Below are 22,850 nucleotides of genomic sequence, written 5' to 3' on the forward strand. Positions count from 1 at the left end.
ATCCCATCATATGACGACAACGCCCCCGTTCCCTGCCCCGCAGCGGACCGTGGATCTCACCGACTGCGACCGCGAGCCCATCCACCAGCTTGGACGGGTCCAGTCCTATGGTGCATTGCTGGCGCTGTCGACGGATTGGATCGTCCAGCACGCCTCCGAGAATCTCGAAGCGATCCTTGGCATTCCCACCGAGGCGGCGCTCGGCCGCCCGCTGCACGAGCTGATCGTCTCGGACGGGTTCGACCGCATCCGCCAGAACCTGCGCGTGGTCGAGCTGCAAGACGGGGTCCTGCGGCTGTTCAACGTCACCATGCAGGCCAGCGGCAAGGCGTTCGACGTTTCGGTGCACGGCTCCGGCCAGCACCTGATCATCGAGTTCGAACCAAAAATCGCCACCCGCGGCCGCGATGTCCTGGCCGAGGTCTACCCGCAGATCTCGTCTCTCAGCCGCAATCGCGACCTGCGCTCGCTGACCCGCGCCGCGGCGCGCGGGCTGCAGGGGCTCTGCGGCTTCGACAGCGTCATGGTCTACCAGTTCCAGCCCGACCAGTCGGGCAAGGTGGTGGCCGAGGTTCGCAAGGACGGGCAATCGAAATATGACGGGCTGATGTTCCCGGCCTCCGACATCCCGGTGCAGGCCCGCGCGCTCTACAAGCGCTCGCTGCTGCGGCTGATCTCCGACGTCAACGATCCCGGCAGCCCGATCCTGCCCGGCACCACGCTCGACGGCCAGCCGCTCGACCTGTCGCTGGCGGTGACTCGCTCGGTCTCGCCGATCCACATCGAGTATCTCAAGAACATGGGGGTCGAGGCCTCGATGTCGGTCTCGATCATGAAGGATGGCGAGCTCTGGGGGCTGTTCGCCTGCCACCATCACAGCCCGCGCTACATCGAGTACGAGCGCCGCACCGCGCTCGAGATGTTTGCGCATATGTTCTCCTACGAGCTGTCGCGCTTCGAGGACCAGCAGCGTAAGGCCGTCGAGGAAGAGACCAGCCGCCTGCAGACCCTGCTGATGGGCCACATGGCCGATGGCCGCCGGGTGGCCGACAGTCTGCTGTCGATCTCCGAGGACATCACCTCGGTGATACCGCATGACGGCGTCGTGCTGTTCGAGAACGATGAATTCCATGCCACCGGCACCGTGCCGAGCGAGGAAGAATTCCGCGGCATCGCCCGCTTCCTCGACCGCTCGATCGGGTCGGGCGTGTTCCACACCGACCATCTCGGCCGCTATCTCGAGGCCGCCCGCGAGCATCCCCATCGCGCCGCCGGCCTGATGGCGATCCCGATCTCCAAGCGCCCGCGCGACTACCTCGTGCTGTTCCGCAAGCAGATCCAGGAGACCGTCGCCTGGGCGGGCGACCCTACCAAGCCGGTGAGCATCGGCCCCAATGGCCACCGCCTCACCCCGCGCCAGAGTTTCGCGGTCTGGCAGGAGACGGTCGAGGGCCGCAGCCTGCCGTGGTCGCTCGAACAGGAACACGCCGCCAACAAGCTGCGCACCATCCTGCTCGAGGTCTATCTCAAGGTGCTCGACGCCTCCGATGCCGAGCGCAAGCGCGCGCAGGAGCAGCAGCAGTTGCTGATCTCGGAACTGAACCACCGGGTGCGCAACATTCTCAACCTGATGCGCGGGCTGTTGTCGCAGTCGCGCGCCTCGTCGGACACGCTCGAGGGCTTCACCGCCAATCTCGACGGCCGCATCCAGTCCCTGGCGCGGGCGCACGATCAGCTGACCTCCGAGCAATGGGAGCCGACCTCGCTCAAGAGCCTGATCCAGTGCGAATTCGCGGCCTATGCCTCGGACAAGTCCGCGCGCGTGGTGATCACCGGCCCCGACGCGATGATCGCCCCCAATGCCTACACCACGATGGCGCTGGTGCTGCACGAGATGGCCACCAACTCGATCAAGTACGGTGCGCTTTGCGACCAGAGCGGCACCGTCGAGGTGCAGCTCACCGAGGACAGCAGCGGCGGGCTGCTGATCGACTGGGCCGAACGCGGCGGCCCGCCGGTGACCCCGCCCAAGCGGCGCGGCTTTGGCACCACGATCATCGAGGGCTCGATCCCGCACGAACTCAAGGGTGATGCCGAGGTGTCCTACAAGGTTACCGGGCTCGAGGCGCATTTCCGGCTGCCGCCGACGGTCATCTCACGCATCGTACCCGAAGAAAACGGTGCCGCCGCAGCGGCTCCTGCCCCCGCCAAGGCAACGGGCGCGCTCAGCCTCTCCGGTCAGGGCATGGTGCTCGAGGACTCGCTTATCATCGCCATGGATGCCGCCGCCTCGCTCGAGGATCTCGGCGCCTCCAAGGTCGAGATCCTGTCTTCCGTGCCGGAGGCCCTCCGCTGGCTCGACCAGAACCGCGTCGATTTCGCCATCCTCGATGTCAATCTCGGCGAGGAGCAATCGCTGCCGGTGGCCCGCCGCCTCCACGAAACCGGGGTGCCTTTCGTGCTGGCGACAGGCTATGGCTCGGCCGAGGAATTGATCGCCACCTACCCGCCCTGCACCATCGTGCAGAAGCCGTTTACCTCGACATCGCTGGAGGATGCCCTGCGGCAGGCCATGAAAATCGACTAAATCGCCCAAAAGGTCCAACAAGACCAAATTGTTATTCGGCATAACTGTAAAAGCTCGCTATACTCTCGCCCGTTAAAGTTGTGTCGAGGAGCGTCCGGATGATTCTCAACGGAGAACAGGTGAGCCTTCGGGCCCTCGCACTCATGCAGGGGCATCTGGCGGAGCGCGCGGCTGTTTGCGCCAAGGTCATCGACCGCGAGGGCAAGGTCGTCGGCATCAACCGGCGCGGGCTCGAGATGCTCGGCGTCGAGAGCGACGATGTCTGCGGCAAGGTCTGGACCGGCTTCTGGAAAGGCGGCGAGGCGATCAAGGCGGAGGAGGCGGTTTCCGACGCCTTCGCGGGCCGCTCGAGCGCCTTCACCGGCGAATATTTCGGCACCGGGCAGCGCACGATCTGGGAGATCGAGGTGTTTCCGCTCGAGCGTGACGAAGATGGCGTGCGCACCATCCTCGCGCTCTCGATCGACGTCACCGGTCGTTATGCGCCAGAGGCCACGATCGACGAAGCCGGCCTTCTCGGCTCGCTGAACGAGACCCTGCACGCCATGGCCAACATCGCCACCGTCAGCCAGTCGAGCTCGCGCATGTTGCCCCGCGCCAAGGATGATCGGATCATCACGGAGATCGCCTCCGAGCTGGCGCAGGCCGCCCGGCGGGCGCAGGATGCGATCTCGGAGCTGCGCAATGCCCTGACCGGCGGCAAGGGCGCCAAGTCGGGGCGCTGAGCGCGCCGTCGGAGCGATTTCCTACTTCGGATACATGAAGGTCATCGTGAGCCGCGCGCCCCAGCCATCCGGACCGTTCTCGGGCGAGTCGGCCCAGTAGCGCACCCCTGCACCGATGCTCACCGGCGTGCCGCCGATGGTGGTGACCTTTGCCAGGTTCAGGTTGATCGGCACTGACGCCTGCTCGGTGGTCCAATCGTAGGTCAGCTCGGTGTTGAGCGTGAGCGACCAGCCGCCCTTGAAGCCGTAGGTCGCGAAGGGCTGGACGAAGCTGGCATCGATCTCCGTGGCGTCGTCACCGCCGCCCACGTCCCAGATGTGGTTGACCAGCCCGCCAAAGGTCCAGGGGCCGGTTTGCTTCAGGGCAACCGCGGTCAGGCCGGCGCCGAACTGGTCGGCGCTGTATTCGTCTGAGCCGGTGGGCAGCAGGAACACCGGGCCCACACCCCAGATCAGCCCGCCGGCCGTCGGCGCCTTGGGCGAGAAGAACAGGCTTTGTACGATGTCGCCATAGCCCTTCTGGCTGCTGCCGGGGATCACGTCGGTCTGGCTGATCACCGGCACGATGGTACGCGAGACCAGGTTCCAGTCGTCGTTGAGCGAGATCGGGATCACCGGCTGGATGTTCAGCGTGTAGCGATAGCCACCTCCATCCGCGCCGTAACCCTCGTCATAGTTGAGCTGGAACGGCAGGCTGTAGAGATTGGCGACCGGGTTGGCGAGCTGACGGGCGAGCTCGTCGGCATCCTGAGCGACCGCGGCGGCGGGTGTCAGCATGGCGGCAGCACCGGCGACGGAAACGAGTCTGGAGGTCGTCTGCGGCATGGTCTCACCTTCGATTTTTGCAGGTCGGACCCAATCGCTCCTGCGTGGGCTCCGCTGGGCAAGCATACACCCACACGCATGACGCGAGAATATGACTCTCGAGCGCATGTCTCCACCGATGCAGGAATATCCCCGTATTCTCGCAATATTCGGCCAGGACACACCGGGCCCGCACAGCGCGGGCCCGGCATCGCCGCGGATCGATGCGCGCCTCACCCGCCGCGCTATACAACACGCATCGGGAGAGTAGCAGCACTGCCCCGTCGCAGCCGAAGGGCGGATGACAGCTCGCGACGCGGCGGCTATTCAGGGAGGCAACTGCGGCAAGAGGGCCTCATGAACCGGATACGGATCTCGCGCGACATCACCCTGCCCGACGATCTGCGGGTCGCGCGGGCGCGCAGCGCACCGCATCTCGGGCCACGCCTGCTGTTTTTCAGCGGAGGCAGCGCGCTCAACGGCATCTCGCGCCAGCTCAAGCGCTATACGTTCAACTCGGTCCACCTGATCACCCCCTTCGACAGCGGCGGCAGCAGCCAGGTGCTGCGCGAGGCCTTCGGGATGCCGGCAGTGGGCGACCTGCGCAGCCGGCTGATGGCGCTGGCCGACGAGACAGTGCTGGGCCAGCCCGACGTCTACGCGCTGTTCAACCACCGCCTCTCGCGCGATGCATCGCAGGCGTCGCTGCGCGCCGAGGTGGCCGAGATGGTCGCGGGCAAGCATCCGCTGATCGACGCCATCCCGCAGCCGATGCGCAAGCTCATCCGGACCACCCTGCGCGCCTTTGCCGGCGCGGTGCCCGAGGGGTTCGACTATCGCCACGCCAGCATCGGCAACCTGATCCTCGCCGGGGGCTACCTGCGCAACGAGCGCGCGCTGGAGCCGGTGCTGTTCCTGATGTCGAAGATGGTCGACGTGCGCGGCACCGTGCGCGCGGTGGTCGATGCCAACCTGCAGCTCGGCGCGGAGCTGGCCGACGGGCGCCGGATCACCGGCCAGCGCGCGATCAGCGGCAAGGAGGTCGCGCCGCTCGACAGTCCGATCCGGCGCGTCTTCCTCAGCGACGGGACGCGCGCACTGGCGCCGTCCGAGGTGGCGCTGCCGAAGCGCAACCGCAAGCTCATCGGTCAGGCCGAGCTGATCTGCTACCCGCCGGGCAGCCTCTATTCCAGCGTCATCGCCAACCTGCTGCCCGCCGGCACCGGCACCGCGATCGCGGCGCGCCACGTGCCGAAGGTCTACCTGCCGAGCCTCGGTCGCGATCCGGAGGCGCTCGGCCATGCGCTCGTCGATCAGGTGGCGGCGTTGCTGGCGCCGCTGCAGGCCGATGCAGGCGGCGGGCTGGAGCCTGCGCGTCTTCTGACGCATGTCATCTGCGACGCGACCGTGCCCGAGGCCGACTGCACGGCGGTGACCGAACGCTTCGGCATCCCCATCATCCGCCTGCCCCTGCGCCGCCCGGACGAGGCGAAATACGACGCGCAGCGCGTGGCCGAGCTGCTGGTTTCGCTCGACTGACCCACAGCCCGCAACGGGACAAGAAAATTCTGCGAATTTTCTTGGGCCTCGCACCTGCCCGGTTTTTCATCCGTGCCCGAGGAGGCAAGACGTTTTCCGGGCCAATTCCTTCCCTATGGTCACCGGGTTCGCTAGCCCTTGGTCAAATTCCGCATAAATGTAGCCCGCTCCCAAGGCCCGCATGACCGATCCCAAGGACGCCTCCCTATGACAGCCATCGACCTCGCCGCGCTCGAGACCGCGCTCGACGCCCTTCCCAAGGCCTTCCCCGGCCCCGGCGGCCTTGTCGGCGTGATGAAGGACGGCAAGACCGTCGCCGCCCGCGCCTGGGGCTATGCGGATCTCGATGCGGGCACGCCGCTCACCACCGCGACCCGGATGCCGATCTGCTCGATCTCCAAGCAGTTCACCTGCGGGGTGCTGCTGGCGGCGCTGGGAGAGCCCGAGCGCTACGATGCCCGCGTCGCCGAGTTCCTGCCGAAGTATCAGGGCCGCCTGCCCACCCTGCGCCAGCTCTGCGACAACCAGTCGGGCCTGCGCGACTACTGGGCGCTGACCGTGCTGCAGGGCGGGCTGGCCGAGCAGACCTTCGCCCGCGAGGACGCGCTGCCGCTGCTCGCCCGCATGAAGACCGGCCATTTCGCGCCCGGCAGCGAGTATTCCTACTGCAACTGCAACTACCGGATCGTCTCGGAGATCATCGAGAGCGAGACCGGGAAGGCCCTGCCGGATCTCTACCGCGCTCATATCTGGGAGCCCGCCGGCATGACCACAGCAGTGCTGACCTCGGACACGCGACAGCCCGAGGATGGCGTGATCGGCTACGAGGGCAGCGACGCCACCGGCTTCTTCCCCGCCGACAACGGCATCTTCTGGATCGGCGATGCCGGGATCTCGGCCTCGCTCGACGATATGCTGGCCTATGAGGCCTGGATCGACGCCACGCGCGACGACCCGCAAAGCCTCTACCGCCGGCTCGCCGAGCCCCCGCGTTTCATCGATGGCGCGCCGGCAGAGTATGGCTACGGGCTGGCCCACGAGGAGATCGGCGGGGTGGCCTTCACCGGCCATGCGGGCGCCCTGCGCGGCTTCCGCGCGCACCGGCTCAACGCGCGTTCCGAGCGGCTCTCGGTAGTGGTGCTGTTCAACCACGAGGCCGACGCCCATGGCGCGGCTGTGCAGGTCGCGCGGGCGGCGATGCGCGCACCAGCACCGGAACCCGCCTTCATCACCGAGGAGTGGGACGGCCTCTGGCTCGACGAGGCGCGCGGGCTGACCGCGACGCTCACCACCGGGCGGCGCGAGGTTCAGCTGGGCTACGCGGTCGGGCCGCAGCCGCTGGTGGCGGGGCGCGACGGCACGCTGACGGCGCCGGGGGTGACGGTTGCCCGCGACGGTGACGGGCTCACCATGGCGCGCCCGGGCGAGAACACCACGCGCAAGCTTGGCCCGCTGACGCCGCTCGAGACCGCCGATGGCCTTGAGATCGCCGGGCGCTACCGTTCGGACGAACTGGAAGCGGGGATGGAGATCGAGGCCCGCGATGGCGGCATCTATGCGCGGTTCACCGGGCTGCTCGGCACCGGCCGCTTCGAGCGCATGGCGCCCCTGGCACAGGATGTCTGGCGGCTGGCGACGCGGCGGGCGATGGATGCCCCCGCCCCCGGCGACTGGACGCTGATCGTGACCCGCGCCGCCGACGGCACGGTCAACGGCGCGCGGCTCGGCTGCTGGCTGGCGCGCCAGATCCCCTACGAGAAGACCGCCTGAGCGGCCAGCCCAAGAAAATTCTGCGAATTTTCTTAACGCCAAGATTTTTCGTACGAAAAATCTTGGCGCCCTGCCCTCAGCGCTGAGAAGTTTCCCAGTTCGGGTTGATCCACGGCGCGTCGTTCCTCGGCGGCAGCGGTGCGCGGCCGAGGATGTGATCGCTGGCCTTCTCGCCCACCATGATCGACGGCGCGTTGAGATTGCCGTTGGTGATGCGCGGGAAGATCGAGCTGTCGGCCAGCCGCAGCCCGTCGACGCCGATCACCCGGGTTTCGGGATCGACCACCGCCATCGGATCGTCGGCCCGCCCGATGCGGGCGGTGCCGCAGGGATGATAGGCGCTCTCGACATGCTGGCGAATGAAATCGTCGAGTTCGTCGTCGCTCTGGACATCCGCGCCGGGCTGGATCTCGTGCTTGTAGTAAGGCTTGAAGGCGTCCTGGGCAAAGATCTCGCGCGTCAGGCGGATGCATTTGCGGAAATCCGACCAGTCCTTCTCGTGCGCCATGTAGTTGAACAGGATGCGCGGCGGGTCCTTGGGATCCGCCGAGCGCAGCGTGACCTCGCCGCGCGAGGGGCTCCGCATCGGGCCGACATGGGCCTGGAAGCCGTGGCCCTCGGCGGCCACCTGGCCATCATAGCGCACCGCGATAGGCAGGAAGTGATACTGGATGTCGGGGTAGTCGACACCGGCCTCCGAGCGGATGAAGCCCGCGCTCTCGAACTGGTTCGTCGCCCCCGGCCCGGTCTTGGTGAAGAGCCAGCGCGCTCCGACATAGGCCTTTCCAAGCAGGTTCCAGTACTTGTAGAGGCTTACCGGCTGGCTCGCCGCCGCCTGGATGTAGAGCTCGAGATGGTCCTGAAGGTTCTGGCCCACACCGGCGCGGTCGGCGACCACGTCGATGCCATGCTCGGCCAGATGCGCCGCCGGGCCGATGCCCGAGAGCATCAACAACTTCGGCGAGTTCAGCGACGAGGCGGCGAGAATGACCTCGGCCTCGGCGCGGATCACCTCGATCTTGCCGCCGCGCTCGACCTCGACGCCGACGGCGCGGCCCTCCTCGATCACCACGCGGCGGGCAAAGGCGCGCACCAGATCGCAATTCTCGCGTTTCAGCGCCGGGCGCAGGTAGGCCTTGGCGGCTGAGAAGCGCTCGCCCTGCCAGACCGTCATGTCATAGGGGCCGAAGCCCTCCTGCTGCTGGCCGTTGTAATCGGCGGTGACCGGGTAGCCCGCCTGCTGCCCGGCCTCGACGAAGGCCTGCGTCAGCGGGTTGTCGCGCCGGCCGCGGCTGACATGCAGCGGGCCGTCGCTGCCGCGCCAGGCGGGATCGCCGCCATGGCCGCCATCGTGCCAGTTTTCCTGCCGCTGGTAATAGGGCAGCACATCGGCATAGCCCCAGCCATCGGCGCCCTGATCGCGCCAGTGATCGAAGTCGCGGGCGTGGCCGCGCACGTAGATCATGCCGTTGATCGAGGACGAGCCGCCGATCACCTTGCCCCGCGGGGTGGCGAGGCGGCGGCCGCCGAGATGCGGCTCGGGCTCGGACTGGAAGCCCCAGTCGTAGCGCTTCATGTTCATCGGGTAGCTGAGCGCGCCGGGCATCTGGATCAGCGGGCCGGCATCGCTGCCGCCATGCTCGATGACCAGCACCCGCTTGCCGGCCTCGGCGAGCCGGTAGGCCATGGCGCAGCCGGCGCTGCCGGCGCCGACGATGACATACTCTGCCTGCATCAGAACGGTGCCTCCACGTCGCCCATGCGGACATAGACGGATTTCATCTGGCTCCAGTGCTCGATTGCGGCCTTGGAGTTCTCGCGGCCCACGCCCGACATCTTCACGCCCCCGAACGGCGCCTCGACCGGGGCGTCGTTGTAGGAGTTGATGAAGCAGCTGCCCGCCTTCAGCTTGCCGATCACCCGGTGACCGCGGCTGAGATCGGCGGTGAAGACCCCGGCGGCGAGGCCGTACTCTGTGGCGTTGGCGCGGGTGATGGCCTCTTCCTCGGTGTCGAAATCGAGCACGCTCATGACGGGGCCGAAGATCTCCTCGCGGGCGATGGTCATGTCGTCGGTGACATCGGCGAAGACTGTGGGCTCGAGATACCAGCCGTCGCGGTCGAGCCGCTTGCCGCCAGTGACAAGACGCGCGCCCTCGGCCACGCCTTTCTCGATGAAGCCCTGCACGATGGTCATCTGCTGTTCGGAGACCATCGGGCCAAAGCTTGTCGCCTCATCCAGCGGATCGCCGATCACCGCGCCTTTCAGGCGCTCGCTAAGGCGCGCGAGGAAGGCCTCCTTGATGCCCTTCTGCACGAAGACGCGGGTGCCGTTGGAGCAGATCTGCCCGGAGGAGTAGAAATTGCCGAGGATCGCGCCGCCCACGGCGTTGTCGATATCGGCATCGTCAAAGACCAGCATCGGGGACTTGCCGCCAAGTTCCATGGTGACGTGCTTCATGCCATCGGCGGCGGCGGCGTAAACCTTGCGCCCGGTCGGCACCGATCCGGTGAGCGAGACCTTGGCGACGCGCGGGTCCGTGACGAGCGAAGCGCCGACCTCGCCCATGCCCTGCACCACGTTGAAGAGCCCCGCGGGCGCGCCGGCCTCGGTCAGGATCTCGGCCACCTTGAGGGCGCAGAGCGGCGTGGTCTCGGAGGGCTTGAACACCATGGCGTTGCCGCAGGCGAGCGCCGGGGCTGCCTTCCAGCAGGCGATCTGGGTGGGGTAGTTCCACGCGCCGATGCCGACACAGACGCCGAGCGGTTCGCGGATGGTGTAGACCCAGTCCTCGCCGAGCGGGATGTGCTCGCCGGTGAGGCTGGCGGCGAGGCCTCCGAAATACTCGAGCGCGTCGGCGCCCGAGGTGGCATCGGCCACGAGGGTCTCCTGCAGCGGCTTGCCGGTGTCGTAGGTCTCCAGCACCGAGAGATCGTAATTGCGCTCGCGCATGATCTGCGCGGCCCGCGTCAGCACCCGGCCCCGCTCGCGCGGGGAGAGCTTGGCCCAGTCGGCCTGCGCTTTCTCGGCGGCGGCAAGCGCCTGCTCGACGATGGCCGGCGTGGCGGCGTGCAGCGTCGCGATGCGCGCACCGGTGGCGGCGAAGATCACAGGAATCTCGGCGCCGGCGGTGTCGTCGACATAGGCGCCGTCGATATAGTGGCTGCCCGCGGGCTGAAGGTCGTATGTCATCGGTCTTCCCTTGTCGTCAGGTCATTCGCCGCGCGGGTAGCGGGCGTTTTCCTCGACCACGTTCAAATCCATGTGGTTGCGCATGAAGCGGTCGCTGGCCTTCTGCAGCGGCTGGTAATCCCACGGGTAGTAGGCGCCGTTGCGCAGGCTCTCGTAGACCACCCAGCGCTTGGCCTGGCTCTTGCGGACCTCGGCGTCGAAACGCTCGAGATCCCAGCGTTCGTCGGCCATCGCCTGGAACCGGGCCAGCGTCTCGGCATGGGCCGGGTCGTCGGCGAGGTTGGTCAGCTCGTGCGGGTCGCTCGCGAGGTTGAAGAGCTGCTCGGGGTCGAGATTGCAGCGGGTGTATTTCCAGTCGCCGTCGCGCAGCGCGACAAGCGGCGCATAGGAGGCCTCGGCGGCGTACTCGATCGCCACCGGCCCGCGCGGCGCGCCCTTGGCGACTGGCACCAGCGTCTCGCCGGCGGTCCAGGGCATGACCTCGTCCATGCTGACGCCCGCGAGATCGCAGACCGTCGGGCAGACGTCGATATTGCTGACCGGCGTCTCGCTCAGGCCCGGCTCGAGCCCCGGCGCGGCGATCATCATCGGCACCCGCGAGGAACCCTCGAAGAAGCTCATCTTGAACCACAGCCCGCGCTCGCCGAGCATGTCGCCGTGATCGGAGACGAAGAGGATGATGGTGTCCTCGGCCTGCCGCGTGCCCTCCAGCGCCTCGAGGATCTCGCCGATCTTGTCGTCGAGATAGGAGATGTTGGCGAAATAGGCGCGGCGCGAGCGCCGGATATCGTCTTCGGTGATGTCGAAGCTGCGCCAGTCATTGGCATCGAAGATGCGCTTCGAGTGCTTGTCCTGGTTGTCGTAGCCGAGATCGCCCACCTCGGGCAGCAGGTGCTCGCACTCCTCGTAGAGATCCCAGTACTTGCGGCGCGCCACGTAGGGGTCGTGCGGGTGGGTGAAGCTCACCGTCAGGCACCACGGGCGATCATCCTTGCGCCGACCGAGGTCATAGACCTTGCGGGTGGCGTGGTAGGCGACCTCGTCGTCATATTCCATCTGGTTGGAGATCTCGGCCACGCCCGAGCCGGTGACCGAGCCCATGTTGTGATACCACCAGTCGATGCGCTCGCCGGGCTTGCGGTAGTCGGGCGTCCAGCCGAAATCGGCGGGGTAGATATCGGTGGTCAGGCGCTCTTCGAAGCCGTGCATCTGGTCGGGGCCGACGAAATGCATCTTGCCCGACAGGCAGGTGTGGTACCCTGCCCGGCGCAGGTGGTGCGCGTAGGTCGGCAGATCGGAGGGAAACTCGGCCGCGTTGTCGTAGACGCCGGTGACCGAGGGCAGCTCGCCCGACATAAAGCTCGCCCGCCCCGGCGCACAGAGCGGCGAGGCGGTGTAGCAGTTGCGGAAGCGCACCGAGCGCGCCGCCAGCTTCTTGAGGTTCGGCGCGTGCAGCCAGTCGGCGGGGCCATCCGGGAAGAAGGTGCCGTTGAGCTGGTCCACCATCAGGATGAGGATATTCGGTCGGGTCATGCGAGTGCCTTCAATTCGTTGTCGAGTGCGGCCAGCACGTGGGCGGAGGCGTTCTGTTCCGGCTCATCGGAGGGGAAATGCGCGTAGCGCAGGTAGATGCCGTCGATCAGCGCCGCGATGCGCCGGGCGATCCCGGGCGCGGCGGCGTCGCCCGCGAGCGGCCGCAGGTCGCGTGTCAGGTTCGAGTGCAACCGGCGGTGATAGACCACGAGCAGCCGCTGCGCTTCGGAGGAGCGATGGGCAAGAACGTAGAAATTCAGCCACGCGGCGATCACGTCATGGCTGAAGTTGGCATCGCTGAAGCTGGCACGAATCACCGCCTCGAGCCGGTCCCGCGGCGAGTCGGCGCCCTTCAGCGCGGCGCGAACATCCTGCCCGTAGGAGGTCAGGATGTGGCGCATCGACGCCAGGAACAGCCGATCCTTGTCACCGAAATAGTGAAACGCCAGCGCCGGGGAGACCCCTGCCCGCTTGGCGATCTGGCCGACGGTGACCGACAAGGTCCCGGTCGCCCCGATCTCGTGAATCGTTGCCTCGATAAGTTGCGTTCTACGTTGTGCCTGCGCGGACATCGCCGGCCTTTCCAATAAAAATGGTTGCAATACTCAGATAATCAGGCACTGTTTGACTGGTCAATCAATAAAACGCAGCCAACGAACAGGGGAAAATACATGAAACTCCGCACAGCAATCTCGGCCATCGCACTCACTGCCGCGGGCGCGGGCGCGGCCTTTGCCGACTGCGACGCCGTCTCGATGTCCGATGTGGGCTGGACCGACATCACCACCACCACCGCCGCCGCCAAGCACGTGCTCGAAGGCCTCGGCTACGAGGTCGACGTGAAGGTGCTCTCCGTGCCGGTGACCTTTGCCTCGCTGGAAAGCGATGATGTCGACGTGTTCCTCGGCAACTGGATGCCGGCCCAGAAAGGCGCCATCCAGCCCTATCTCGACAGCGGGGAGATCGAGGCGATCAACGTCAACCTCGAGGGCACCAAGTACACGCTCGCGACCCCGACCTATGCCTACGAGGCCGGCCTGCAGAGCTATGCCGATATCGCCAAGTTCGCCGACGAGCTCGACGAGAAGATCTATGGCATCGAGCCGGGCAACGAGGGCAACGCCTATCTCGTGGGCCTGACCGAGGAAGACAAGTTCGGCCTTGGCGAGTTCGACATTGTCGAGAGCTCCGAGCAGGGCATGCTGGCGCAGGTCGCCCGCTTCTACAAGAAAGAAGAGCCGGTGGTGTTCCTGGGCTGGGAACCGCACCCAATGAACGCCAATTTCGACCTGAAGTACCTGCCCGGCGGCGAGGATTTCTTCGGTGGCGAAGGCGTGGTGCACACCGTGACCCGCGCGGGCTTCTCGGAAGAGTGCCCGAACCTCGGCAAGCTCTTTGCCAACATGGATTTCACCCTCGAGATGGAAAACAAGATCATGGGTGAGATCCTCGACGACGGCGCCGATCCGGCCGACGCAACCGAAGCCTGGCTGAAGGAGAACGTCGACGTTCTCGACACCTGGCTCGACGGTGTGACCACCGTTGACGGTGGCGATGCGGTCGCCGCGGTGAAAGGCCATCTGGGGATGTAAGGCCTTTGCGTCGTCCGCGCGACCGCGCGTGGGCGACGCCCCTGCCCCGGCCCCTGACGGGCCTCGCAAGCTTCAAAGAATAAAACCCAAGGGAGACCCGGCGCCGTGCAGTGGCTGACCGATTACAAGATTCCCGTAGGCGACGCGGCAAGTGCCGTCTTCGAATGGGTTCGGGACAACGGAGAAGTTGTCCTTGATGCCCTCTCCTCCTTCATGGAAGCGATGATCGACGCGATCCTCTGGATCCTGCAGGAGCCGCCCGAGCTCATCGTCATCCTGGCCTTCGTCGCCATCACCTACGCGCTCCAGCGCAACTGGAAAACCGCCCTGTTCGTGTTCGCGGGCTTCCTCTTCATCCTCAACCAGGATTACTGGGAAGAGACCACCGAAAGCCTGACGCTGGTGCTCTCGTCCTGCCTCGTCTGCATGGCCATCGGGGTGCCGATCGGCATCTACGCGGCGCACCGGCCCAAGGTCTACACCTACCTGCGCCCGATCCTCGACCTGATGCAGACCCTGCCGACCTTCGTGTACCTGATCCCGGCCATCGTGTTCTTCGGCATCGGCATGGTGCCGGGCCTGATCGCCACGGTGATCTTCGTGCTGCCCGCACCGATCCGCCTGACCTATCTCGGCGTCTCCTCGACGCCGAAGGCGCTGCTCGAGGCGGCCACCGCCTTCGGCGCCACGCCGACGCAGACGCTCTACAAGGTCGAGCTGCCCTACGCCGTGCCGCAGATCATGGCCGGTCTGAACCAGACCATCATGCTGTCGCTCTCCATGGTCGTCGTCGCGGCGCTGGTCGGTGCCAACGGCCTCGGCGTGCCAGTCGTTCGCGCGCTCAACCAGGTCAACACCGCGCTCGGCTTCGAGTCCGGCTTCGTCATCGTGGTGGTCGCCATCATGCTCGACCGCATCCTCAACGTCGGAGGCCGCAAATGACCACCGCCGTCAATATCGACAACGTCTCGATCGTCTTCGGCGATCGCCCCAAGCGCGCCCTGCCCCTGATGGACGAGGGCAAGGACCGCGCCGAGATTCAGCACGAGACCGATCAGGTGCTGGGCGTGCACAACTGCAACCTCGAGGTGCAGCAGGGCGAGATCCACGTGCTCATGGGCCTGTCGGGCTCGGGCAAGTCGACCCTGCTGCGTGCGGTCAACGGGCTCAACCCGGTGGTGCGCGGCAAGGTCGAGGTCAATGACGGCGACCGCATGGTCGACGTCACCAATTGCGACGCCGCCACCCTGCGCCGGATCCGGATGCACAACGTCGCAATGGTGTTCCAGCAGTTCGGCCTGCTGCCGTGGCGCTCGGTGCGCGAGAACGTGGGCCTCGGCCTCGAGCTCGCGGGCATGAAGGGCAAGGAGGCGCATGAGCGCGTCGAGGAGCAGCTGGCGCTGGTGGGCCTTTCCGATTGGGCCGACAACAAGGTCAGCGAGCTTTCGGGCGGCATGCAGCAGCGCGTGGGCTTGGCCAGGGCCTTTGCCACGCAGGCGCCGATCCTGCTGATGGACGAGCCCTTCTCGGCGCTCGATCCGCTGATCCGCACCAAGCTGCAGGACGAGCTTCTCGAACTGCAGGAGCGGCTCAAGCGCACCATCCTGTTCGTCAGCCACGATCTCGACGAGGCCTTCAAGCTCGGCAACCACATCTCGATCATGGAGGGCGGCCGGATCGTCCAGAGCGGTGCGCCGCAGGACATCTTCACCGATCCGCGCAACGATTACGTGGCCGAGTTCGTGCAGCACATGAACCCGCTGGGCGTTCTGCGCGCGCGGGATCTGATGACCCCGCTGACCACAAGCCCGAGCCTCAGCATCGAGGCCGACAGCCTCGTGCGCGACGGTTTCGACACGCTTCTGGGCAGCGACGCGCCGGTGGGCGTGGTCGAGAACGGCCAGCTCGTCGGCCAGCTCGGAAAGGACGATGTCCTGCGTGGCCTCAGCCCGACAGAGTGAGCGCAGGGCGCTTCTGCCGGACAATAAGAAAGCGCCGCGATGGGATCATCGCGGCGCCTTTCGTTTCTGCGGTCAGCGTCGCGCTCAGACGACCCCGACCCCGCCGCTTGCCAGCACGTTGTTGGAATAGGCCGGGTTGCCGGTCACGTCCTCGCCGAACCATGCCGGCGGCACGAAGGCCTCGGCCTCGGCGAGGCTCTGGAACTCGACTTCGACCAGCCGCAGATCGCGGTCGTCGAAGAGATCGAGCTCGAAGGTGCGCCCGTCCTCGAGCGTCCCGGTCCAGCGGGTCTTGGCGATGCAGCGGTCGCCGGTGGCGGCCCAGAGCCGGTCGAAGGTAGCGGCGTCGATCTCGCTCTCGCGTTCGGAACGCATCATCTTGCCTTTGCCCTTCACCGTGATGAAGAACTTCTTGCCCTTCTGGCGCAGCCGCACCTGGACCGAGTCCGACGGCACGGTGATATAGCCCTGCCGGATCTTCTTGCTGTCGACGCCCTCCAGAGACGGCAACTCCGCCACCAGAAACTTGCGTTCGATTTCAACGGGGTTGTCGGTCATAGACGCTCCAGCAGTTCCTTGCACAGCAGGTCGTAGCCCTTCACTGCGGCATTATTCCGGGCAAAGGTGCCCACCGGCGCGCGATGCACGCCCATCTTTTCGACCTCGGAGCTGAACGGCACCGCCACGTCGAGCAGCCGCTTGCCGTATTGCTTGCGCATGCCCGCGATGGTCTCGGAATGCAGTTTCTTGGTGCCCTGCACCATAGAGAAGAACCCGAGGATCTTCTTCTTCGGCAGGCCGTTCTCCTCGAAGAAGGCGAGAAGCTGCTCGAAGGTGCGCTCCGAGAGCGTGGTCGGGATCACCGGCACGAGGATCGCATCGGCGCTCTTGAACACGTTCTCCGACAGGGTCGAGATGTTCGGCGGGCAATCGAGCAGCACCACGTCGTAATCGCTGTCGACGCTCTTCAGCGCCTTCTTCAGCCGCGAACGCGAGTTCTTCATGCGCGACAGGAAGACATCGAAATCGCGGAAGGTCATGTTGGCGGGCAGGATGTCGAGATTGTCGAAATCGCTGCCGCGGATGGCGCTGGTGAAGCGCTTCACGTCGGTGAAGAAGCGCTCGTCGGTCAGCTTCTTCGAGGGTTTGACGCGGAAGTAGAAGCCGGAGGCCCCTTGCGGATCGAGATCGCAGAGCAGCACGCGCTGGCCGGACTTGGCGAGCCCGTAGGCGATGTTCACCGCGCTGGCGGTCTTGCCGACGCCGCCCTTGTTGGAATAGCACGCGACGATCTTCATTTCTTCGCCTCTCCCTCGGGTTTGAACAGCGCGCGGAACCGGGCCTGCGTGTCCTCGCTGTCGAACGCCGCGAAGGAGGCGGTGACGCGGGAGCGCTCTTCGAGCTGCTTGTTGTGCAGGACGGTGACGAGCCCGCCGATGCCGGTGGCGATCTCGACCGTGTCCGGCTCGGCGCTGCCGGCAAGCGCGTCGGCCTGCTCCTGCAGGGCAGCCTGCTGCACCGAGTAATCGTTGAAGTTGCCCAGGTTGTCCTGCAGCTTCTTCAGCGCCTTGATCAGTGATTTGACCTCGTTGTCACCAAACAGCGGCGCGAAGAATTCCATCAGGTAGCGCAGCTTCTTGCACTCGATGCGAAGCTCGTGGACCTGCTCGTCCGGGGTCGTGTCGTCGATCGCCCGGGCGATCTTGCAGACCTTGCGGTAGCGCTTCCAGATCAGCGCCTTGGCGAAATCGAGCGCGTGGCGCCCGGCCTCCGGGCCCTTCGAGAGATGCCGGGTCTTGTCGAACAACTTCTCGAGCTTGGCGACCTCCTTCTCGTAGGCCTTGCCATCGAGATAGGCCGTGAGCTTGGCATGCTCGACATCGCGCTGCGCGGCGAACATGTCGAAGAGCTTGCCGATGCCGGGGCGGAAGCGCGCGGGCACCAGCGCGAGGTAGCGGTCACGCTCGATCAGGTAGACGTCGAGATCGCGCAGCCGGCCGGTGCGCGCCATGATGGCGCCGAAGCGGGCCTTGAGATCGGCGGTCTGCTTGTCATCGTAGACCCCCTTGAACAGCGAGATCACCGAGCGCACGCGGCGCAGGGCAACGCGGTATTCGTGCAGGAACTCGCTGTCGATATCGGCGATGATGCCGTCTTCCTGACGCCGCGCGGCGACGAGCTGGGCGCGGATGATGTCATTGGCGGCCTTGAAGGCCTTCTCGTCTGGCGTCATCACGATGCGGGTCTTGCCGATCAGTGCGGGATCCTCGCCGCGCAGCAGCGCACTGGCCTCGAGCATTGAACCGAGCTTGCGCCCGTCCGCCTTGGCCCCGAGCTTCGCGGTGACCTTGGACAGCGACTTGTCATAGCCGCGCAGCGCCGTCAGCGCCGGCAGCGAGACGACCCGCCCCTTGCCCGCATCGAGCACCCAGAGCGTTCCGCGCAGGTGGGTCTTCTGGTAATCGTCGAGCACCCGCAGGCCCTGCCGCGCGAGCGAGCCCTCGGCCACCGTCATCAGCGTGCGCAGCGGAGAGACGATGCCAGCGAGCATCTTGGTCACCGGCCCCACGGGCATGTTGGCGATGAAATCAGGCTCGGCGCAATCCTGCCGCAGCGCGGCCCCGCCACCGAGCAGATGCAGCCCGTCGCCGGTCTGGACCAGAAGCAGCCCCGCCGCCGCGATCTGCGCATCGAACGTGTCGAGCAGCGCAAAGGGGACGGTCGCATCGCCCTCTTCCAGCGAAAAGCTCAGCTTACCCAGATCCACGCCGCCGAAAGCGGTCCGCAGATCGCCGCCGCTGGCGAATGTCAGCATCTCAGACATGCGTGTCTCTGAACTCCCGGCTGTCGGTGCAACACTGGGTCTCCTATCAACAAAAATCAAGGCACCGGAAGCGCTACCAAAGGCCACGGCGGGCCGCGTCAATGTCATGGAACCTAAAGCCTGCGCAACAGCTTTTGTGTCCCGGAAAGGCAGGTTTGCAACCTGGACAACAGGCCTTGCCCGCAGCGGGCGCCGAGACGCACGCGACGGCCCGGCTGCAGCGCGCGTGGGCGCCCCGGCCCGGGGGCGAAAGGCCGCAACGCCCCGGCGGGCTCAGGCCTCGTCGGGATCGTCTGCCCCTGACATCAGCTTCGACAGGTCCGTCGCCGCGGCGCGCAGCGGGGCCAGGAAGCCCAGCGCCCTGTCGATGTCGAAGCGCTGAACCGGCGCGTGAAACGACAGCGTCGCCATCAGGCGGCCGTTGCAATCGGGGATCGGCACCGCGAGCGCGATCATATCCTGCATGAACTCCTCGCGGTCGAGCGCGTAGCCGTTGCGGCGGACTGCATCGAGTTCATGCAGGACGGCCGCGGCATCGGTCAGGGTGTTCGGCGTGCGGGCGACGAGATCGGTCGCCTCGAGGTAGCGCTCGAGATGGTTGCTGGCGAGCGAGCTGAGATACATCTTGCCGCTGGCGGTGCAGTAGAACGGCACGCTGGTCCCGATCGGCAGCTGGATGCGCAAGGGCCACTCGGTCTCGACCCGCTCGACATAGGTCATGGCGTTGCGCTCGGGCAGCGCGATATTGCAGGTCTCGCCGATCAGCTCCGAGAGCTTCCTGAGCACCGCCTGCCGCGCGGTGCGGATGTGGCGAGAGGAGATGACGCCGCCCGCCAGCCGGCGCAGCCGGGGGCCGGGCGAATAGGTCCGCCCGTCAATGTCGCGCTGCAGGAAGCCCTCTTCCTCGAGCGTGGCAAAAAGCCGGTGGATCGTCGGCTTGGGCAGGCCGAGCGCCTCGTTCACGGCGGTGGGAGTCACCGGGACGCCGGCCCGTGCGATCTCCTCGATCACCATGAGCAGCCGGAGATTGGTGGGGATCGTGTCGCTCTTGCCCGCGTCCATGATGTCCTGCCTTTCCGCCCTTGCCGATCCTCGGCCGCAACGGGGCCATGCCCCCTCCGCAGCGCCCGCGCCGTTGCGCTCGCGGCGGTATAGCGGACAGCTCCCGCAGGTAAACCGCCCCTCTCCCGATTCCGCATCAGCGCGCAAACGATCCGGGCCACGACGAGCCCCGCTCGGGCCTCCTTCGGAGCCCGGTCAGCCGCCGCACCCGCCTCGACCAGGCGCAACGCGCGTTGACGCGCCCGAGGCGACCGACTAACAAATGAGACCAAGAGTATCATTTCCTGCGCATCCATCCTTGTAAAGCAGGAGATGCGGCGAGGGGCAAGGCTTGGGGGCTGATGTCGCCCTGCCCGGCGATCACGGGACCGATGCGAGACAACAGGGGGCGGTGCACCGTCCGGCGATCATGGGAGGAAAACGCATGAAGATGACAACCGAGGAAGCCTTCGTGAAGGTCCTGCAGCGGCACGGCATCCGCCATGCCTTCGGCATCATCGGCTCAGCCATGATGCCGATCTCGGATCTCTTCCCCAAGGCCGGCATCACCTTCTGGGATTGCGCCCATGAGGGCTCGGCCGGAATGATGGCCGATGGCTACACCCGCGCCACCGGCAAGATGAGCATGATGATCGCCCAGAACGGCCCTGGCATCACCAATTTCGTCACCGCCGTGAAGACCGCCTACTGGAACCACACGCCGCTGCTGCTGGTCACCCCGCAGGCCGCCAACAAGACCATCGGTCAGGGCGGCTTCCAGGAGGTCGAGCAGATGAAGCTGTTCGAGGACATGGTCGCCTATCAGGAAGAGGTGCGGGATCCCTCCCGCGTGGCCGAGGTGCTGACCCGCGTCATCGCCCAGGCCAAGCGGCTCTCGGCGCCGGCGCAGCTCAACATCCCGCGCGACATGTGGACCCAGGTCGTCGACATCGAGCTGCCCGAACCGATCGAGTTCGAGCGCTCCCCGGGCGGCGAGGCCTCGATCAGCCGCGCCGCGGCCCTGCTCTCGGAGGCCCGGAACCCGGTGATCCTGAACGGCGCCGGAGTGGTGCTGAGCGCCGGCGGCATCAGCGCGTCCATGGCGTTGGCCGAGCGGCTCGATGCGCCGGTCTGCGTCGGTTACCAGCACAACGATGCCTTCCCCGGCTCGCACCCGCTGTTTGCCGGGCCGCTGGGCTATAACGGCTCCAAGGCCGGGATGGAGCTGATCGCGGAGGCCGACGTGGTGCTCTGCCTCGGCACCCGCCTCAACCCGTTCTCCACCCTGCCCGGCTACGGCATCGACTATTGGCCGCAGGGGGCCAGGATCATTCAGGTCGACATCAACCCCGACCGCATCGGCCTGACCAAGAAGATCAGCGTGGGCATCGTGGGCGACGCCGCAAAGGTGGCGAATGGCATCCTCACGCAGCTCTCGGACAGCGCCGGCGACGCGGGCCGCGCCGAGCGCAGGGCAAAGATCGCCGAGACCAGGTCGAAATGGGCGCAGCAGCTCTCGTCGATGGATCACGAGGAGGACGATCCCGGCACCACCTGGAACCAGCGCGCCCGCGCCGACAAGCCGGACTGGATGAGCCCGCGCATGGCGTGGCGTGCGATCCAGCGGGCCTTGCCACGCGAGGCCATCATCTCGTCGGACATCGGCAACAACTGCGCCATCGGCAACGCCTACCCGTCCTTCGAGGCCGGGCGGAAATACCTCGCCCCCGGGCTCTTCGGCCCCTGCGGTTATGGCCTGCCTGCGATCGTCGGCGCCAAGATTGGCTGCCCCGACGTGCCGGTGGTGGGCTTTGCCGGCGACGGCGCCTTCGGCATCGCGGTCAATGAGCTGACGGCCATCGGCCGCGGCAAGTGGCCGGCGATCACCCAGATCGTCTTCCGCAACTACCAGTGGGGCGCCGAGAAGCGGAACTCAACGCTGTGGTTCGACGACAATTTCGTCGGCACCGAGCTCGACACGCAGGTGAGCTATGCCGGCATCGCCAAGGCCTGCGGCCTCAAGGGCGTGGTGGCGCGCACGATGGACGAGCTGACCGAGGCGCTGAACACCGCCATCAGGGAGCAGATGGAGAGCGGCACCACCACGCTGATCGAGGCGATGATCAATCAGGAGCTGGGCGAGCCGTTCCGCCGCGACGCCATGAAGAAGCCGGTCGAGGTGGCGGGGATCGACGCCGCCGACATGGTCGACCAGCCCGGCTGATCCGATGCGCGCGCAGCTTTCTAGCCTGACGTCCGGCCCTGTCCTGGCCGGGCGCGCAAGGGAGTATTTCCCCGGCGTCATGGTCTCGATCCTCGTGGCGCTCGCGGCGCAGTTCGTGGCCGAGCACTACGGCGCCCCGGCGATGCTGATGGCCCTGCTCTTCGGCATCGCGCTCAACTTCCTCGGCGGCGAGGGCCCGACCGCCCCCGGCATCGCCTTCACCGCCCGCACCGTCCTGCGCTTCGGCGTGGCGGTGCTCGGCGCGCGGATCAGCATCGAGATGCTGCTGTCGCTGGGCTGGGGCATGATCGCGCTTCTGGTGGCGGGGGTGGTGCTGACCCTCCTCTTCGGCATAGCGCTGGCGCGGCTCATCGGCCAGCGCAACCGCTTCGCGGTGCTGACCGCCGGCGCGGTGGCGATCTGCGGTGCCTCGGCGGCGATGGCGATCGCCGCGGTGCTGCCGAAGGACGAGCGCTCCGAGCGCGACCTGCTGTTCACCGTGCTGGGCGTCACCGTGCTCTCGACGCTGGCGATGATCCTATACCCGATCCTGACCCGTTCGCTGGGCTTCGACGACCTCACCGCCGGCGCCTTCATCGGCGGCACCGTGCATGACGTGGCGCAGGTGGTGGGCGCGGGCTTCTCGATCTCCGAGACGGCCGGGGAAACCTCGACGCTGGTCAAGCTCATCCGGGTATCGTTTCTCGCGCCCGTGGTGGTGGTGATCGCGCTCTGGACGCCGCGCGGCGCGGCGGCCGGGGGCAAGAGGCCGCCGCTGATCCCGGGCTTCGTGCTGGGCTTCCTGGTGCTCGCCGCGCTGAACTCGTTTGCGCTGATCCCCGAGGGGCTCGGCCTCGTGCTGGCGCGGGTCTCGAGCTGGGCGCTGCTGGCCTCGATCGCGGCGGTCGGCATGAAGACCGACCTGCGCAACATCATCCAGGTCGGCGGCGGGGCGATCGCGCTGATCGTCGCCGAGACGGTGTTTCTCGCCGCGCTCGTGCTCGGCGGCATAAGCCTGATCGAGCTGGCGCCCTGAGCAGGACCGCGCTCCATAGCCA

18 protein-coding genes are annotated in these 22,850 nt (G+C 66.7%); 9 read left to right on the forward strand and 9 right to left on the reverse strand.

Annotated elements, in window-relative coordinates:
* Positions 1 to 10: 10 nt before the first annotated feature.
* A complete protein-coding gene (locus tag KUV62_RS13790; protein WP_222604284.1) occupies positions 11 to 2,587 on the forward strand; it encodes an HWE histidine kinase domain-containing protein in 2,577 nt (858 codons plus the stop codon).
* A gap of 98 nt (positions 2,588 to 2,685) precedes the next feature.
* Positions 2,686 to 3,312 (forward strand): PAS domain-containing protein, encoded by a 627-nt coding sequence (locus KUV62_RS13795; RefSeq protein WP_222604285.1) that lies wholly within the window; start codon positions 2,686 to 2,688, stop codon positions 3,310 to 3,312.
* A gap of 21 nt (positions 3,313 to 3,333) precedes the next feature.
* On the opposite strand, the gene KUV62_RS13800 is transcribed toward KUV62_RS13795, so the two are convergent.
* The gene (locus KUV62_RS13800) at positions 3,334 to 4,137 is read right to left on the reverse strand and encodes a transporter (RefSeq protein ID WP_222604286.1); all 804 of its coding nucleotides are present in this window, start codon (positions 4,135 to 4,137) and stop codon (positions 3,334 to 3,336) included.
* Positions 4,138 to 4,473: 336 nt separating this feature from the next.
* Between KUV62_RS13800 and KUV62_RS13805 the strand changes: the two genes are divergently transcribed.
* Positions 4,474 to 5,655, forward strand: coding sequence for a GAK system CofD-like protein (locus KUV62_RS13805; RefSeq protein ID WP_222604287.1), 1,182 nt, complete (start codon positions 4,474 to 4,476; stop codon positions 5,653 to 5,655).
* A gap of 207 nt (positions 5,656 to 5,862) precedes the next feature.
* Positions 5,863 to 7,425 (forward strand): D-aminopeptidase, encoded by a 1,563-nt coding sequence (locus KUV62_RS13810; protein WP_222604288.1) that lies wholly within the window; start codon positions 5,863 to 5,865, stop codon positions 7,423 to 7,425.
* Between the two features lie 76 nt (positions 7,426 to 7,501).
* On the opposite strand, the gene betA is transcribed toward KUV62_RS13810, so the two are convergent.
* The 4 genes from betA to betI are packed head-to-tail and all read right to left on the reverse strand — an operon-like array spanning position 7,502 to position 12,722.
* Complete coding sequence (gene betA / locus KUV62_RS13815) at positions 7,502 to 9,160, reverse strand: choline dehydrogenase (RefSeq protein WP_222604289.1); 1,659 nt, start codon at positions 9,158 to 9,160, stop codon at positions 7,502 to 7,504.
* Positions 9,160 to 10,617, reverse strand: coding sequence for a betaine-aldehyde dehydrogenase (gene betB / locus KUV62_RS13820; RefSeq protein WP_222604290.1), 1,458 nt, complete (start codon positions 10,615 to 10,617; stop codon positions 9,160 to 9,162). The genes betA and betB overlap by 1 nt, the downstream gene beginning before the upstream one ends.
* A gap of 21 nt (positions 10,618 to 10,638) precedes the next feature.
* Entirely contained in the window at positions 10,639 to 12,150 is a 1,512-nt protein-coding gene (betC, locus tag KUV62_RS13825; protein WP_222604291.1) for a choline-sulfatase, read from the reverse strand.
* Positions 12,147 to 12,722 (reverse strand): choline-responsive transcriptional repressor BetI, encoded by a 576-nt coding sequence (betI, locus tag KUV62_RS13830; RefSeq protein ID WP_222604292.1) that lies wholly within the window; start codon positions 12,720 to 12,722, stop codon positions 12,147 to 12,149. The genes betC and betI overlap by 4 nt, the downstream gene beginning before the upstream one ends.
* 99 nt (positions 12,723 to 12,821) lie before the next feature.
* On the opposite strand from betI, the gene choX reads away from it, so the two are divergent.
* The 3 genes from choX to choV all read left to right on the forward strand — a co-directional run bounded on the left by choX (position 12,822) and on the right by choV (position 15,703).
* Positions 12,822 to 13,742: a choline ABC transporter substrate-binding protein gene (choX, locus tag KUV62_RS13835; RefSeq protein WP_222604293.1), complete on the forward strand. Its 921-nt coding sequence runs from the start codon at positions 12,822 to 12,824 to the stop codon at positions 13,740 to 13,742.
* A gap of 105 nt (positions 13,743 to 13,847) precedes the next feature.
* Positions 13,848 to 14,684: a choline ABC transporter permease subunit gene (gene choW, locus KUV62_RS13840; protein ID WP_222604294.1), complete on the forward strand. Its 837-nt coding sequence runs from the start codon at positions 13,848 to 13,850 to the stop codon at positions 14,682 to 14,684.
* A complete protein-coding gene (gene choV / locus KUV62_RS13845; protein ID WP_222604295.1) occupies positions 14,681 to 15,703 on the forward strand; it encodes a choline ABC transporter ATP-binding protein in 1,023 nt (340 codons plus the stop codon). Before choW ends, choV begins: the two co-directional genes overlap by 4 nt.
* Positions 15,704 to 15,787: 84 nt before the next feature.
* Here choV and KUV62_RS13850 read toward each other — a convergent pair whose 3' ends face one another.
* From KUV62_RS13850 to KUV62_RS13865, 4 genes are all read right to left on the reverse strand, one after another.
* Entirely contained in the window at positions 15,788 to 16,261 is a 474-nt protein-coding gene (locus tag KUV62_RS13850) for a CYTH domain-containing protein (RefSeq protein ID WP_222604296.1), read from the reverse strand.
* Positions 16,258 to 17,001: a ParA family protein gene (locus tag KUV62_RS13855; RefSeq protein ID WP_222604297.1), complete on the reverse strand. Its 744-nt coding sequence runs from the start codon at positions 16,999 to 17,001 to the stop codon at positions 16,258 to 16,260. The genes KUV62_RS13850 and KUV62_RS13855 overlap by 4 nt, the downstream gene beginning before the upstream one ends.
* Positions 16,998 to 18,527: a CHAD domain-containing protein gene (locus tag KUV62_RS13860; protein WP_261395643.1), complete on the reverse strand. Its 1,530-nt coding sequence runs from the start codon at positions 18,525 to 18,527 to the stop codon at positions 16,998 to 17,000. Before KUV62_RS13860 ends, KUV62_RS13855 begins: the two co-directional genes overlap by 4 nt.
* Before the next feature lie 273 nt (positions 18,528 to 18,800).
* The gene (locus KUV62_RS13865; protein WP_222604298.1) at positions 18,801 to 19,589 is read right to left on the reverse strand and encodes an IclR family transcriptional regulator; all 789 of its coding nucleotides are present in this window, start codon (positions 19,587 to 19,589) and stop codon (positions 18,801 to 18,803) included.
* Between the two features lie 424 nt (positions 19,590 to 20,013).
* On the opposite strand from KUV62_RS13865, the gene xsc reads away from it, so the two are divergent.
* Together xsc and KUV62_RS13875 are read left to right on the forward strand one after the other, a co-directional pair.
* Positions 20,014 to 21,792, forward strand: a complete 1,779-nt coding sequence (gene xsc, locus KUV62_RS13870; RefSeq protein WP_222604299.1) for a sulfoacetaldehyde acetyltransferase — start codon at positions 20,014 to 20,016, stop codon at positions 21,790 to 21,792.
* A gap of 4 nt (positions 21,793 to 21,796) precedes the next feature.
* Complete coding sequence (locus KUV62_RS13875; RefSeq protein WP_222604300.1) at positions 21,797 to 22,828, forward strand: YeiH family protein; 1,032 nt, start codon at positions 21,797 to 21,799, stop codon at positions 22,826 to 22,828.
* Positions 22,829 to 22,850 lie beyond the last annotated feature (22 nt).

The sequence above is a fragment of the Salipiger bermudensis genome (assembly GCF_019801965.1).
GTDB classification, from domain to species: Bacteria; Pseudomonadota; Alphaproteobacteria; order Rhodobacterales; family Rhodobacteraceae; genus Salipiger; species Salipiger bermudensis_A.